The organism is Aureibacter tunicatorum (genome assembly GCF_036492635.1).
GTDB lineage: Bacteria > Bacteroidota > Bacteroidia > Cytophagales > Cyclobacteriaceae > Aureibacter > Aureibacter tunicatorum.
The window spans coordinates 1,206,852-1,219,914 of record NZ_AP025305.1 but is presented as its reverse complement, the minus strand read 5'-3'; the positions used below and the strand labels follow the sequence as shown (position 1 = coordinate 1,219,914).

The following is a 13,063-nucleotide window of genomic DNA, read 5'->3' as shown; positions in this document are numbered from 1 at the left end:
ACTAAGACGCGATTTCATCAATCACATCCTTTTCTACTCTAAGATTGTCTATGATGAAATTCTGTCGGTTAGGTGTATTTTTACCCATGTAGAATGTAAGCAATTGCTCAATCGAAGTTTGCTTTTGCAGTATCACAGGCTCCAACCTTATATTTTCACCGATGAAATCGCCAAACTCATTAGGAGAAATCTCGCCAAGTCCCTTGAATCTTGTCACTTCCGCCTTTGCTCCGAGCTTATTAGTAGCTTTTTGCTTTTCTGCTTCCGAATAACAATAAATCGTTTCCTTTTTATTTCTCACTCTGAAAAGCGGCGTTTCTAAAATAAACAAATGTCCATTTTTAACCACGTCAGGAAAAAACTGCAAGAAGAATGTCATCAACAACAAGCGTATATGCATGCCATCAACATCAGCATCGGTAGCGATTACAATTTTTCTGTACCTCAAGCCATCTATTCCATCTTCAATATTCAAAGCGTGTTGCAACAAGTTGAATTCTTCATTTTCATATACTACCTTCTTCGTAAGATTGAAACAATTCAACGGTTTCCCCCTCAAACTAAATACTGCTTGAGTCTGCACATCCCTAGACTTGGTGATAGATCCACTTGCGGAATCCCCCTCGGTAATGAAAATCATTGTGTCTTCAGGATTTTTAGCTTTTACATCATTGTAGTGCATTCTGCAATCTCGAAGTTTCTTATTATGCAGGTTAGCCTTTTTAGCTCTTTCATTAGCCAGCTTCTTAATGCCGGAAATTTCTTTTCGTTCTCTTTCCGACTGCAAAATTCTCTTTTGCAAAGCTTCGGCAACATCAGCATGCTTGTGCAGGTAATCATCCAATGACTTTTTCACAAAGTCATTCACAAAGACTCTCATCGTTGGTCCGTCAGGTCCTACTGCCTGCGACCCCAATTTCGTCTTTGTCTGCGACTCAAACACAGGTTCCATAACTCTCACAGACACGGAAGCCACTATGCTAGCGCGAACATCCGTCGCGTCATAATTTTTTCCATAGAAGTCCCTAACCGTCTTCACCAAAGCTTCCCTGAATGCCTGAAGATGCGTTCCTCCTTGAGTAGTAAACTGTCCATTAACAAATGAATAGTATTCCTCGCCATATTGGTTGGAGTGCGTCAAAGCCAATTCAATGTCATCGCCTTTTAGATGAACAATTGGATATCTTAATGCTTCCTCATTCGTTTTTCTTTGCAATAAATCTAATAACCCATTTTCCGAATGGTATTTTACATTATTGAAATTTACTGTAAGGCCAGCGTTTAGAAAAGCATAGTTCCAAATCTGGTCATCAAGATATTGAGGTATAAAGTGATAATTTTTGAAAATCGAATCATCCGGTTCAAAAATTATCAAAGTGCCATTCTTTTGGTTTGTTGGCTCTAGCTCGCTTTCATTCAATAGTTCCCCTTGATTGAATTCCGCAAACTTTGTTTGTCCATCTCTAAATGATTGCACTTTGAAATATGTGGAAAGAGCATTCACCGCTTTCGTACCCACACCATTCAATCCTACAGACTTTTGAAAAGCCTTCGAATCATACTTACCACCTGTGTTGATTTTGGAAACACAATCCACAACTTTTCCCAAAGGAATTCCTCTTCCATAATCTCTTACTTCTACACGATGCTCTGAAATACTAATGTTAATTTGCTTGCCAAATCCCATCACGTGCTCATCGATGCAGTTATCAATGATTTCCTTCACCAACACGTAAATACCATCGTCTTGAGCGGAACCGTCCCCCAATTTACCGATGTACATTCCGGGCCTCAGCCTAATATGTTCTTTCCAGTCCAACGACCGGATACTATCTTCTGTATAATTTGATTTATTTTCAGCCATTTATATTTTATTTCTACAAAAGAATCCGCTTCTACTTGCTTTTGCTCATCAACAACACTTTAACAAGCCAAGCCAAACCGATTAAAAACAATCCTGACATCGCATAAATTAATGGCGAGGCAATACTCAAATCCTTGATGTCATTGTTATTCAACATTCCTATAAACACCACGCTAAGCGTGAATATTAAATTAAGAATCGCATTAAACCCTGCTAGCCATTCCACTACCCCCTTTATCAATGCAGGTCTGGCGGAAGAAGATATATTTTGCTTCATCAGGTTACCCAAAACTAAAAAAGCCAAATTGGCTATCAGCACGAACACAACTGTTCCATAAAAAAATTCATTGCGACTTACCATGTCATCCAACTGGCTTACATCCGCACTCCCTACCAATACGCTGTTTGGCAATCCTGAGTATATATACAACAATACTCCAACAAACACTATCAATGTCACAGCCCTTAAGGGCGAAACAACCTTATCCATGCATCTACAATTTTAATCTTTCAACTCACTAAAAACACAAATTAAAAAAATAGAAGTGCATTATCAAAGGTTTAGCAATATAAGGAATAAAAAACTAAAAAAAAGAGCACTAACAAATTTAGCCAACTAATTCTTCCTCAACACCAATATTTTTCTGATACTCATGTCTATTCACCTGCATGACATTAGCCAAGTTCCATTCCACAGCTTCTTTAAATTCAAATTGCCTTGCAGGACAATCCTTTACTCTGCATATCTCGCAAGCAGATGGCAAACATGGATCCGCATGTATAAAGAACTCTATAGGCACTTCAGACTCCTCACCAGCAAGCTTTTCAATGCTATCAACAAGGTCATGAGCCTTTTCCAGCTCGTAATACCTTGGCAAGGTCACATGACAATCAACATGCAAAGCCGGGCCGTATTTAATAATTCTCAAATTATGAACATCTATCCATTCATCTCTTCGATGCTTGCTTAGCATCTCAACGACTTTCTCAACTTCTTTGTAATCCGCCTCGTCCATGATACCGGCTATGGATTTTCTGACAATTTTCACCCCTGTAACTAAAATGATCAAGCCAAAGACTATAGCCATAGCATTATCCAAAAATTCATATCCGGTGAGCATAATTGCAGCAAGGCCTAAAACCAAGCCAACGGTAGAATATGCATCAGACTTCAAATGCTTGCCGCTTGCGATCAAAGTCACTGAATGATTGCTCTCTCCTTGCTTAACCATATATCTGCCTAAAAAATAATTCACCATACCCGTAAATAAAATCAAAGCCAAACCTAAATCTAGACTTTCCAATTCATGAGGATTAAAAAAGCCGTGAATAGACTTTACAATCATTGCTAAACCGGCAAAACCTATCATTGCTCCTTCAATTCCAGAAGCGATAAACTCTATCTTCCCATGACCATACGGATGATTTTTATCTTTTGGAAAAGAAACCAGAAACAAGCTATAAAATGAAAAAACTCCCGCTACGACATTCACAATCGACTCCAAAGCATCAGTAAGTATCGACATGGAGGAAGTATAATAGTAAGCAACTAACTTCACCAATAGCAACAATACACTCACGCTCACAGCGATTATCTGAACACTTAAGTTTTTATTGAAGTCGATTTTATTATCCATAGCCTAAATTATTTTTTTGAAAGGGCTAAAAACAAAAAAAACCGATTCTTTTCAGAATCGGTTTTTAATATTTCTATTGATTTTCATCAATCTTATTTCACTAGTTTTGGAGTGGAAGCGTAAAGGATCTTACGAGCATTCGCTTTCTTTAGTTCCTCTTGAACGTCTGTTACAATACCCATTTTCGCTTCTTGCGAAATTTTCATTGACATTGTAATCTTATTTCTATCCGACTCCGGTAGTTTTGTTTTCTCCTGCTCCACGAACAAAGCGATATCTTCAGGTTCCATCAAAACTCCATTTGCTTGAATCTTAGGCTCATCACCATATTTTGTTACTTCCTTTGGAGTACCAATAAATATGTAACTTACCAGAGATTTCTTTTCGATCTTACTCAGCTGGCTTGCCTGAGGCAATTTTTGCGTAATCAACAAGTCATCCGTTCTCATCACAGTTGTTACCATGAAGAAGAACAAAAGCATGAAGATAATATCTGGCAATGCTGATGTAGGGATCTCCTGACTAGTTCCGGTTTTTTTCTTAAACTTCGACATAATTAGTTACCGATTTTAGATGGTTCAGCAATTGAAATCTGCTTAGGAATAGTCTTACGAATCTCATCGTATTTATCCTTTTTATCAGCATCTTTCCTATCGAAATTATTGAATTCTTCCAAAGTCATACCCATTTTCTTCGCATATATCTCATTATAAGATAAGTGAAGCACATCAAGTATTCCTATGAATTTTTCATAACTTGTACCACGGTCAGTTTTGAATGAAACAATGGCTTTTTTCGGACTTTCAGATAAGTCTTCTTTTCTTCCATTATTTAATACAAATTCCTGCACCTTAGGCTTCAAGTTCTCCAGTGGTTGCGTCCAAGGCTCGCCATTCACTAGCACTCTATCGCTCGAGTTCACCAAGATTTTGAATAAGTTCTTATCCTTAATCTTAACATCGATTTGTTCTTCATTCGGATCCGCTTTTGGTGGCAATAGCAACAAGATACCTTTATCCGATGCGATTGTTGTAGTCACCAAGAAGAAGATCAAAAGCAAGAAAGCGATATCGGCCATCGAACCAGCGTTCACCTCAGCTGAAGCTCTCTTAGATTTCTTCATAAAAAGCTATTTATTTAATAATCTTATGAAATTCGGTATATACCATACCTACTACAGCAACGAAAGTCAATACGTATGTCATATTCAACATACCACCAACTACTTGCGATCCAGTAGCACCTACACCAGCTTTAGTGTAAGTAGCCAATACTTCGTTACCAGCGACACTATAAGATATCCCAAAAACAACAGCCAAAACCACAATAGCTCCAGCGAATTTTAGGATGGACTTAGGATCACCAATAGCGTTGATTAACGGCATGACTACAGCTGCAAGGATAGAAACACCTAGCAAGAAGTAAGTCAAATTTAATCCTATATCTACTAAATTCTCCATTATTGTTTCTTTGATTAGTTAACGATAAATTGTTTCTAATATTATTTAGAAAGGTTGTGCTTCACTAGCAAGTCTACTAGAGAAATAGAAGCATCTTCCATTTGGTTAACCAAAGAATCAATTTTAGAAACACAATAGTTATAGAACAACTGAAGGATAATCGCAACGATCAAACCACCTACTGTAGTCAATAGGGCTACTTTAATACCACCAGCAACCAATGAAGGAGAGATGTCTCCAGCAGCTTGGATAGCGTCAAATGCACCAATCATACCAATTACAGTACCCATGAATCCTAGCATCGGAGCCAAAGAGATAAATAGAGAGATCCAAACTAGACCTTTTTCCATTCTACCCATTTCAACAGAACCGTAAGCGATGATTGACTTCTCAACCATATCGATTCCTTCTGAGTATCTCAAAAGACCTTGAGTAAAGATAGAAGCAACAGGACCTTTAGTGTTCTTGCATACTTCTTTAGCAGCTTCGATTCCACCTGATTGCAAAGCGTCTTCAACTTTAGCCAACAACTTCTTAGTGTTAGTTGTAGCCAAGTTCAAAGTGATGATTCTTTCAATAGCAATAGCAAGACCTAAAATCAAACAGATCAATACAATTCCCATGAACTCAGGACCACCTTCGATGAATTTCTCTTTCACCGCTTGACGGAATCCAATTGGCTTTGCTTCCTCTTCAGGAGCAGAAGGAGTAACAGCTTCAGCTTCAGCAGCAGGAGAATCTTCAACGATTGTCTCTGCAACACCGCCATCTTCAGCAGCTTCTGTTGAATCAACAGCAATTGTCTCGCTCTCTTCAGCATCTTGAGCGAAAGTAATTGAAGGAATACCGAACGACATCGCACCGGCAATCATCAATAAAGAAAATAACTTTTTCATAGTTCAGTTTTTAAGTAAATTCAGTATTAAAGATTAGTTAAGAAATTTTTAAAAAATCTGCAGAGAGGAAGGGATTCGAACCCTCGGTACATCTTCTCGATGCACACTCGCTTTCCAGGCGAGCACCTTCAGCCACTCGGTCACCTCTCTATTTCAATGCTGGCTTAAAATTAGCGAACACAAATAAATCAATAAAAATATCTTTATGCAAGAACTAAATAGTTTTTTAAGCCAGTATTTTTTTTATATCATTTCGCCAGCCAACGGAACTTCCAGCCACGTCTTGACCAGATCAACTTCCTTCATATTGCCCAACAAATACATCAATTTTGTCACAGCCGCCTCCGTTGTAATATCTTTTCCGCTCAAAACACCCCTACTTTCGAGTTGCGAGCTTGTAGCGTATTGACCATGAACGACTTTCCCTCCAGCGCATTGAGAAACGTTAAATAGCACTATTCCTTTTTCATTGGCCTCAGACAACAGATCCAAAAACCACGCATCTGTTGGAGCATTCCCAGAGCCGTAAGATTCAATCACCACGCCTCTCAAGTTCTCCGCATTCAACACTGCCTTGACAATCTCCTTGGTAATGGATGGATATAATCTCAAAACGGCTACATTAGGGTCAAAATCATATTTCACCTCCAAAACACCATATGGATTATAAGGCATAATTACATTGTAATCATATTCGATCATTATTCCCGCTTTGGCCAAAGTCGGGTAATTCTCCGACTCAAAAGCGGCAAACAAACTGCTTTTTTCTTTTTGAGCTCTATTTCCTCTGAACAGTTTGTAATCGAAATATATGCAAACTTCCGGAACAGCAGGCCTTCCACCTACTCTCTTAGCCGCTATTTCAATCGCTGTAATCAAATTTGCACGAGCGTCAGTTCTCCTAGCGCCTATAGGCATTTGAGATCCGGTAAAAATCACAGGCTTATTCAAACCTTTAAGCAAATAACTCAAAGCCGACGCGGAATAAGCCATTGTATCCGTTCCATGCAAAACCACAAAACTGTCAAACAATAAGTAGTTTTCTTCAATCACACGAGCGATGCTCTTCCAGTCTTCAAAAGACACATTAGAAGAATCAATTGTCTTATCAAATGAATGAACATCCAAAGCGATATCCATGCTATTCAATTCAGGAACCTTTTCCATGATCTGGTCAAAAGGCATCGGCACCAAAGCACCTCCTCCATTTTGAACCATCCCGATAGTTCCGCCAGTATAAATAATCAGGACATGCACCAAGCCTTCGGCTTCTTTGGCTTGTCCTTCTCGTTCAATTTTAAGCATCAAAAGTTCTTAAAAATTTTCAAACTATTGTCAGTTGTCACTTTCGCGACTTCCTCCAATCTCACTTCTTTTAAATCAGCGATTCTTTGAGCTATCAACGGAATATATGAAGGTTTATTACGCTTTCCCCTATATGGAGTCGGTGAAAGATAAGGCGCGTCAGTCTCCAATACGATTCTATCCAAGCCTACATGAGGGAGAACCTTATCCAAGCCCCCGTTTTTAAATGTCGATACGCCTCCAATTCCTATATAAAAACCTAAATCCTCAATTTTCCTTGCATCTTCCACACTGCCTGTAAAGCAATGAAAAATACCTTCCAGATTTCCATCTTGCTTGGATTTGACTATTTCATACGTTTCTTCAAACGAATCTCTGCAATGCAGAACAATTGGCAAATTATGCTCTTTAGCCATATCAATTTGCATTGCCAAAGCCAATTCCTGCTCTTTTTTCAAGCTCTTATCCCAATAAAGATCAATGCCAATCTCCCCTACTGCCGTCCAATTTCTTTCACCCAAAAGCTTTTCAACTCTTTCCAACTGTTGAGGATAATCAGACTTTACATAACATGGATGTATGCCAATCATCGGATGACATACTTCAGGATATTTTGATTCCAGAGCCAACATTTTCTGGATTGAATCCTCGTCGATATTAGGCATAAATATCTTTTCCACGCCTGAAGACAAACATTCTTCTATAATTTGATCAACGTCCTGCTCAAACTCTTCGCTATATATATGAGCATGTGTATCTACAAATTTCATAATATTTTATTTACAATATATCAAAGCTAAAACCAAGAGACTTGAAATGATCAATATATCTTGGCAACACATATTTTAACAATTTTTCTGATTTCAAACTGTCATGAAACACTATCACGGAACCTGGATTAGTATTTCTTATCGCTAATTTCAAACAAAGCTCGGCCGGCAAATACTTAAGATAATCAGCGACCAACACATCCCACATGACAATACGATACTCGTTTACCAAACTTTCAATCTGGGATTTACGAATCCGTCCATGAGGAGGCCTGAACAGCTTCTTGTATTTATCAGACAAACCTTCCTTATCAATTTGCTTTTCGAAAAGCAAAATATTATTGCGATAAAAATCATCAAAGACTTTTGTTCCTACCACATGATTGAATGTATGATTTCCAAAAGCATGGCCATCATCGACCACTTTATGAGCCAATTCCGGATATTTTCTCACATTATCTCCAACCCAAAAAAAAGTCGCTTTGACTCCTTTCTCCCGCAACACATCCAGCACCCATTCTGTAACTCTTGGTATAGGCCCGTCATCAAAAGTCAAATACAGCTTATCGCTATCCTTTCTCCAAATCAATTCAGGAAACTGATCGGAGATTAATTCTGGCACTTTATGCGGAATCATCAGAAGGAATATCTTTTAGCCTGAACGACAAAAGGGTAATATCATCGTCATATTGCTTATCCCCTTTAAACTCATGAAGCGAATAAACCAAGCCTTGGTGAATGTCCTCCAAGTCCTTATTAATATTTCCAGACAAATAGCTTATCACTCTCGACTCTCCAAACTCCTCACCTAAAGGACTGAAATTCTCCGTCAATCCATCAGTATAGCAAAACAACGTAAATCCTCCACTTAAATCCACATTTCCTATCTCCAAAAACGGCAAGGGCTCAAAAAAGCCCAACACGGTGCAGCCCTTTTTCAAAAGCTGAGCGCCTCCTTCTTTACCAAATAATATTGGAGGGTTATGACCAGCGTTCACATAAGTCATTAGCTTACGCTCCTTGTCAATCATCGCGATAAAAAATGTGATAAAATTCTCTGAATTTCCTCCCTTATGCACCTGAGAATTGACTACCTCCACTATTTCTTTCAGGTCATGAGTTTTTTTAACGATTGTTCTTAAAGAAGCTTGAAAGTTTGACATCAACAATGCGGCAGGAACGCCTTTTCCTGACACGTCCGCGATGCAAACTATATACTTTTCATCAGAAACCTTCAAAAGGTCGTAATAATCTCCCCCTACAGAATGGTGAGGTTGATACTTCGCCGCTACTTGAACATTGCCTTCATTAGGCAAAGACTTTGGCAACAAATGCTTCTGCACTTTCTCCGCAATTTCGAGTTCTCGATTGATAAGCTCTTGATACATTTGCTTTCTCGCCAATTTTTTATTCTCAATCGCCACGAGCATGATGTTGCTTAAAGCTTGCACAAAATCGGTATTTACCAAGCTTTCAGCGCTTTCCTTATCCTTTCTATATGAAATAAACACGACAGCAAGCAATTCTGTCTTATGAGCAACAGGTATCGCCTTGTCAAACTCTTTAAAGTCCGAGTCGCATTTCATTTCCTTTAGGTCATGAATTCCATCAAGCTCTAAAAACTCCTTTCCTAACTCCTTGTCTTTAAAGTTTATCTTTGTGCCAAAATTCACTTTCCCTTTCCAAATCTCGTCATTCACATACAAAGCCAGCTTGCTGATATTCAAACTTGCCCTCAATGTAAATTCATAAATCCGATACAAAGACTCCTCTGCCAAATTATTATTGATTGCCTTGGTTATTTCCAACAAGGCATTCAATTCCAGTTCTTTCAGCTTATATTTACTCTCCAATGAGATTACATTTTCCATAGCAAGGCTTTTACATAGTATTATGAGCAAACAACCCTTTTTTGGTCGCTAAAAAATAACAATGCTCGTACTGACAAGATTCTAATTCATCCTCAACCATATCCGTATCCACATCGGACATGACTTTGACCCATCCTTTGTCAACCATATTCCTAAGCGCCACTTCCAAATCGTCTTTAGATTCGCAATCGATTTCATCCATCAATTTTTCAAATGACAACACGAAATACAACTCATCCAAAATATCAAATTCTAGTTGTTCCATTTTTGCATTGCTTATAATCAAGAGCAAATATAATAAACATTCGATTAAGAATCTTCTTGTAGAATATTTGCCGCAATTTCATTTCCACTCGCAAAAAGACAAAAAAAGAGATGCAATCCAATATTTTTAGTTAAATTGCAAGAAATATTAGCAGATCGACAATCAAAACATTGAACAACTCCAAGGAAAAAATAATCATGGGCATCGACCCAGGAACAAGCATCATGGGTTATGCTGTCATCATGATCAAAGGCAAAAATATTAGCGTGATGCAATATGGCGTCATTCATTTGAAAAAATACGCTTCGCATGAACTGAAGTTGAAAAAAATTTTCGATCGCGTCCTAAGTTTAATAGAAGAATACTTGCCTGACGAAATGGCTTTGGAAGCTCCATTCTTTGGGAAGAATGTTCAATCCATGCTGAAACTCGGTCGCGCCCAAGGCATTGCCATGGCTGCTGCATTATCACGAGAAATACCTATTACGGAATACGCTCCACGTAAAATAAAAAAAGCCATCACCGGCAATGGCGCTGCATCCAAAGAACAAATCGCTCGATCTCTTCAACAACAACTTGGATTAAACGACATACCAGAACATCTGGATGCGACTGACGCTCTCGGAGTCGCTCTTTGCCACCACTACAACTCCGGGGTTCTTCCAAGCATCACGACTTCAAGCAAAAAAAGCTCTAAACCCACAAACAGCAAAACTTCAAAAAGCAATTCTTGGGACGACTTCATCCAATCGAATCCTAATCGGATAAAAAAATAGCCTGTAAAAACAGGCTATCAAATTATAAATTCCAATCATTTAGAGCTTCTCATAAGCCTCCACGATCTTATTCCTCGCATCTTCAAATTCCTCTTCCGAAAGCTTTAACTTTGGCCTGCTAAAATTCATATCATCCATTACCTGCATAGGTATCAAGTGAATATGCACATGCGGCACTTCCAAGCCAATCACAGCTTCTCCCACTCTCAAACAAGGCATAGCTTCTTTGACTGCGTGCGCTACTTTCTTCGCAAACATATGCAATGAAGCGTACTGCTCATCTTCCAAGTCAAAGATATAGTCTACCTCTTTTTTGGGCACTACTAGCACATGGCCTTTCACTAAAGGAAAGACATCCAAAAAAGCTATATGATTTTCATCCTCAGCGATAATATACGCTGGTATTTCACGATTAATAATTTTGGTAAAAATAGAAGCCATTGCGATTATCAAATATTTTAAACAAAAAAGGAGAACACATTCATGTTCTCCTCAATATAATACATTATTGGATTACATACCAATCTCCATAACCTCGAACTTAATTTCTCCGGCAGGAGCTTTCACCAAAGCAACTTCTCCAACTTTTTTACCCACAAGACCTTTGCCTATAGGCGACTTAATTGAAATTCTGCCCGTTTTCAAATCAGCCTCTTCTTCCGAAACCAAAGTATAAGTAACCTCTTTGTTAACTTTCAAGTTTTTAATTCTGACTTTAGACAACAAAGACACTTTAGACGTATCGATATCACCTTCCCTCAAAATTCTAGCATTAGCAACTACTTCTCCTAATTTGGCAATTTTCATTTCCAAAAGGCCTTGAGCATCCTTAGCGGCATCGTATTCAGCATTCTCACTCAAATCACCCTTATCCCTTGCTTCAGCGATTTGCTTAGCGATATCAGCTCTGCCCTTAGTTTTCAACTCTTGAAGCTCATCCTTCAATTTCTTAAGTCCTTCTTCTGTGTAATATGATAAACCAGCCATAATTATCTTTTTTAAAAAACAAAAAACGACTCCAAGTTAGAACCGTCTTGCATTAATTCTATTATTATATTCGTTTCGAAAATATTGTGATTAAAATGATAAGAATTCCATCTCAAATTATCATGCCAAAAGTGCCGAGAGGCATTCTAAAATCCGCATGCAACACAAAACTAAGAATATTTAACAACTTATCAAATTGTATAACCCAATAACGAATTATCGAAAATATAGTTTTTATTCTTTACAATTTATTCAAACAATTGAGCGATTTTCTCCGTCAAAACTTCATTTATCTTTCGATAAGATTCATGCGTCCAACCAGCCACATGAGGGCTAAACAGCACATTATCTCTCTTTACCAAGTTTTCAAAGTTCTCCTTCTGATCATCGGTAAGCTTCGCCAATTTCTCGTTCTCCAACACATCAAGCAAGGCTCCTTTTAGCTTACCACTCTTCAAAGCTTCCTCCAATACAGAAAAAGGAGCAATCTCTCCTCGAGCGACATTGATTATATATATATCCTTGGCAAACTTATTCAAAAGCTCGCTATCTATCATTTCTTTCGTTTCGAAAGTCAATGGCGTATGCAAGCTTAGAATATCAGCCTTTTGAAAAATCTCATCCCAAGTCGCCTCTGTTGCGTACTCGTCACTGTAATTCTCTTTATACTTGTCAAAAGCCAACACATCGCAACCAAAACACTTCAATCGCTGAGCGAAAGCTCTACCCATATTGCCATATCCAATAATCGCGACAGTCTTCCCCATCAACTCCACACCGCGATTGCCTTCTCGATCCCAGATTCCTTTTCGAACCTGAGCATCACCTTGCACAATATTATTAAACAAACAAAGCAACATGCCAATGGTATGCTCACCCACAGCATCCCTATTTCCTTCAGGAGCATTAACGATTCGCACACCTTTATTTTCAAGCTCTTGCACATCAAGCTGATCAATGCCCGCTCCTGCTCTTGCTATAAATTTCAAATTAACCGCCTTATCTATAAGCTCCTTATCAATAGGCGTCTTGCTTCTCACTACCATGCCGTCATAAGCATGAACTGTGTCTAATATTTCACTTCTGCTAATTTTAGGCTTATAGTCCACTTCAAAGCCTTTTTGTCCCAACAAAGACGTGATGCTATCGTGCATCTTATCAATAACAAGTATTTTCATAATTTCACAGATTTGGCATTTCCCCTTTCCTCAAAGGGCCTTCTCAACAAAGAT

At 38.4% G+C, this 13,063-nt stretch carries 16 protein-coding genes and 1 tRNA gene; 1 reads left to right on the top strand and 16 read right to left on the bottom strand.

Annotation, left to right across the window (positions count from 1 at the left end; translation table 11 throughout):
- Position 1: 1 nt before the first annotated feature.
- The 13 genes from AABK36_RS05225 to AABK36_RS05165 form a co-directional block, all read right to left on the bottom strand.
- Positions 2–1,864 (bottom strand): DNA topoisomerase IV subunit B, encoded by a 1,863-nt coding sequence (locus AABK36_RS05225; protein ID WP_309941910.1) that lies wholly within the window; start codon positions 1,862–1,864, stop codon positions 2–4.
- 31 nt (positions 1,865–1,895) lie between these two features.
- Positions 1,896–2,354 carry a hypothetical protein gene (locus tag AABK36_RS05220; RefSeq protein ID WP_309941908.1) on the bottom strand — a complete coding sequence of 153 codons (459 nt, stop codon included), beginning with the start codon at positions 2,352–2,354 and terminating at the stop codon, positions 1,896–1,898.
- 118 nt (positions 2,355–2,472) lie between these two features.
- Complete coding sequence (locus AABK36_RS05215; protein WP_309941907.1) at positions 2,473–3,501, bottom strand: cation diffusion facilitator family transporter; 1,029 nt, start codon at positions 3,499–3,501, stop codon at positions 2,473–2,475.
- A gap of 92 nt (positions 3,502–3,593) precedes the next feature.
- Positions 3,594–4,055, bottom strand: coding sequence for an ExbD/TolR family protein (locus AABK36_RS05210; protein WP_309941905.1), 462 nt, complete (start codon positions 4,053–4,055; stop codon positions 3,594–3,596).
- Between the two features lie 2 nt (positions 4,056–4,057).
- Entirely contained in the window at positions 4,058–4,624 is a 567-nt protein-coding gene (locus AABK36_RS05205) for an ExbD/TolR family protein (RefSeq protein ID WP_309941904.1), read from the bottom strand.
- Positions 4,625–4,634: 10 nt separating this feature from the next.
- Positions 4,635–4,961: a hypothetical protein gene (locus AABK36_RS05200; protein ID WP_309941902.1), complete on the bottom strand. Its 327-nt coding sequence runs from the start codon at positions 4,959–4,961 to the stop codon at positions 4,635–4,637.
- Positions 4,962–5,002: 41 nt separating this feature from the next.
- Positions 5,003–5,857: a MotA/TolQ/ExbB proton channel family protein gene (locus tag AABK36_RS05195; RefSeq protein ID WP_309941900.1), complete on the bottom strand. Its 855-nt coding sequence runs from the start codon at positions 5,855–5,857 to the stop codon at positions 5,003–5,005.
- A gap of 60 nt (positions 5,858–5,917) precedes the next feature.
- Positions 5,918–6,007: transfer RNA gene (locus tag AABK36_RS05190), tRNA-Ser, on the bottom strand.
- 93 nt (positions 6,008–6,100) lie between these two features.
- The gene (locus AABK36_RS05185; RefSeq protein ID WP_309941899.1) at positions 6,101–7,162 is read right to left on the bottom strand and encodes an asparaginase; all 1,062 of its coding nucleotides are present in this window, start codon (positions 7,160–7,162) and stop codon (positions 6,101–6,103) included.
- Positions 7,162–7,932 (bottom strand): TatD family hydrolase, encoded by a 771-nt coding sequence (locus AABK36_RS05180; protein ID WP_309941897.1) that lies wholly within the window; start codon positions 7,930–7,932, stop codon positions 7,162–7,164. Before AABK36_RS05180 ends, AABK36_RS05185 begins: the two co-directional genes overlap by 1 nt.
- A gap of 10 nt (positions 7,933–7,942) precedes the next feature.
- Positions 7,943–8,569, bottom strand: a complete 627-nt coding sequence (locus AABK36_RS05175) for a polysaccharide deacetylase family protein (RefSeq protein WP_309941895.1) — start codon at positions 8,567–8,569, stop codon at positions 7,943–7,945.
- The gene (locus tag AABK36_RS05170) at positions 8,556–9,803 is read right to left on the bottom strand and encodes a PP2C family protein-serine/threonine phosphatase (protein WP_309941894.1); all 1,248 of its coding nucleotides are present in this window, start codon (positions 9,801–9,803) and stop codon (positions 8,556–8,558) included. Before AABK36_RS05170 ends, AABK36_RS05175 begins: the two co-directional genes overlap by 14 nt.
- A gap of 10 nt (positions 9,804–9,813) precedes the next feature.
- Positions 9,814–10,068, bottom strand: a complete 255-nt coding sequence (locus AABK36_RS05165; protein ID WP_309941893.1) for a transporter — start codon at positions 10,066–10,068, stop codon at positions 9,814–9,816.
- Between the two features lie 197 nt (positions 10,069–10,265).
- Here AABK36_RS05165 and ruvC point away from each other — a divergent pair, with 197 nt between their 5' ends.
- Entirely contained in the window at positions 10,266–10,844 is a 579-nt protein-coding gene (gene ruvC / locus AABK36_RS05160) for a crossover junction endodeoxyribonuclease RuvC (protein WP_309942042.1), read from the top strand.
- Between the two features lie 39 nt (positions 10,845–10,883).
- On the opposite strand, the gene AABK36_RS05155 is transcribed toward ruvC, so the two are convergent.
- From AABK36_RS05155 to AABK36_RS05145, 3 genes are all read right to left on the bottom strand, one after another.
- Positions 10,884–11,285: an HIT family protein gene (locus AABK36_RS05155; RefSeq protein WP_309941891.1), complete on the bottom strand. Its 402-nt coding sequence runs from the start codon at positions 11,283–11,285 to the stop codon at positions 10,884–10,886.
- Between the two features lie 72 nt (positions 11,286–11,357).
- The gene (gene greA / locus AABK36_RS05150; RefSeq protein WP_309941889.1) at positions 11,358–11,831 is read right to left on the bottom strand and encodes a transcription elongation factor GreA; all 474 of its coding nucleotides are present in this window, start codon (positions 11,829–11,831) and stop codon (positions 11,358–11,360) included.
- Between the two features lie 248 nt (positions 11,832–12,079).
- Complete coding sequence (locus AABK36_RS05145; RefSeq protein WP_309941888.1) at positions 12,080–13,009, bottom strand: 2-hydroxyacid dehydrogenase; 930 nt, start codon at positions 13,007–13,009, stop codon at positions 12,080–12,082.
- Positions 13,010–13,063 lie beyond the last annotated feature (54 nt).

What these genes read in the sequence shown, in the direction of transcription:
- AABK36_RS05225 (WP_309941910.1), bottom strand. Translation starts at nt 1,864, where the DNA reads ATGGCTGAAAATAAATCAAATTATACAGAAGATAGTATCCGGTCGTTG.
- AABK36_RS05220 (WP_309941908.1), bottom strand. Translation starts at nt 2,354, where the DNA reads ATGGATAAGGTTGTTTCGCCCTTAAGGGCTGTGACATTGATAGTGTTT.
- AABK36_RS05215 (WP_309941907.1), bottom strand. Translation starts at nt 3,501, where the DNA reads ATGGATAATAAAATCGACTTCAATAAAAACTTAAGTGTTCAGATAATC.
- AABK36_RS05210 (WP_309941905.1), bottom strand. Translation starts at nt 4,055, where the DNA reads ATGTCGAAGTTTAAGAAAAAAACCGGAACTAGTCAGGAGATCCCTACA.
- AABK36_RS05205 (WP_309941904.1), bottom strand. Translation starts at nt 4,624, where the DNA reads ATGAAGAAATCTAAGAGAGCTTCAGCTGAGGTGAACGCTGGTTCGATG.
- AABK36_RS05200 (WP_309941902.1), bottom strand. Translation starts at nt 4,961, where the DNA reads ATGGAGAATTTAGTAGATATAGGATTAAATTTGACTTACTTCTTGCTA.
- AABK36_RS05195 (WP_309941900.1), bottom strand. Translation starts at nt 5,857, where the DNA reads ATGAAAAAGTTATTTTCTTTATTGATGATTGCCGGTGCGATGTCGTTC.
- AABK36_RS05185 (WP_309941899.1), bottom strand. Translation starts at nt 7,162, where the DNA reads ATGCTTAAAATTGAACGAGAAGGACAAGCCAAAGAAGCCGAAGGCTTG.
- AABK36_RS05180 (WP_309941897.1), bottom strand. Translation starts at nt 7,932, where the DNA reads ATGAAATTTGTAGATACACATGCTCATATATATAGCGAAGAGTTTGAG.
- AABK36_RS05175 (WP_309941895.1), bottom strand. Translation starts at nt 8,569, where the DNA reads ATGATTCCGCATAAAGTGCCAGAATTAATCTCCGATCAGTTTCCTGAA.
- AABK36_RS05170 (WP_309941894.1), bottom strand. Translation starts at nt 9,803, where the DNA reads ATGGAAAATGTAATCTCATTGGAGAGTAAATATAAGCTGAAAGAACTG.
- AABK36_RS05165 (WP_309941893.1), bottom strand. Translation starts at nt 10,068, where the DNA reads ATGGAACAACTAGAATTTGATATTTTGGATGAGTTGTATTTCGTGTTG.
- ruvC (WP_309942042.1), top strand. Translation starts at nt 10,266, where the DNA reads ATGGGCATCGACCCAGGAACAAGCATCATGGGTTATGCTGTCATCATG.
- AABK36_RS05155 (WP_309941891.1), bottom strand. Translation starts at nt 11,285, where the DNA reads ATGGCTTCTATTTTTACCAAAATTATTAATCGTGAAATACCAGCGTAT.
- greA (WP_309941889.1), bottom strand. Translation starts at nt 11,831, where the DNA reads ATGGCTGGTTTATCATATTACACAGAAGAAGGACTTAAGAAATTGAAG.
- AABK36_RS05145 (WP_309941888.1), bottom strand. Translation starts at nt 13,009, where the DNA reads ATGAAAATACTTGTTATTGATAAGATGCACGATAGCATCACGTCTTTG.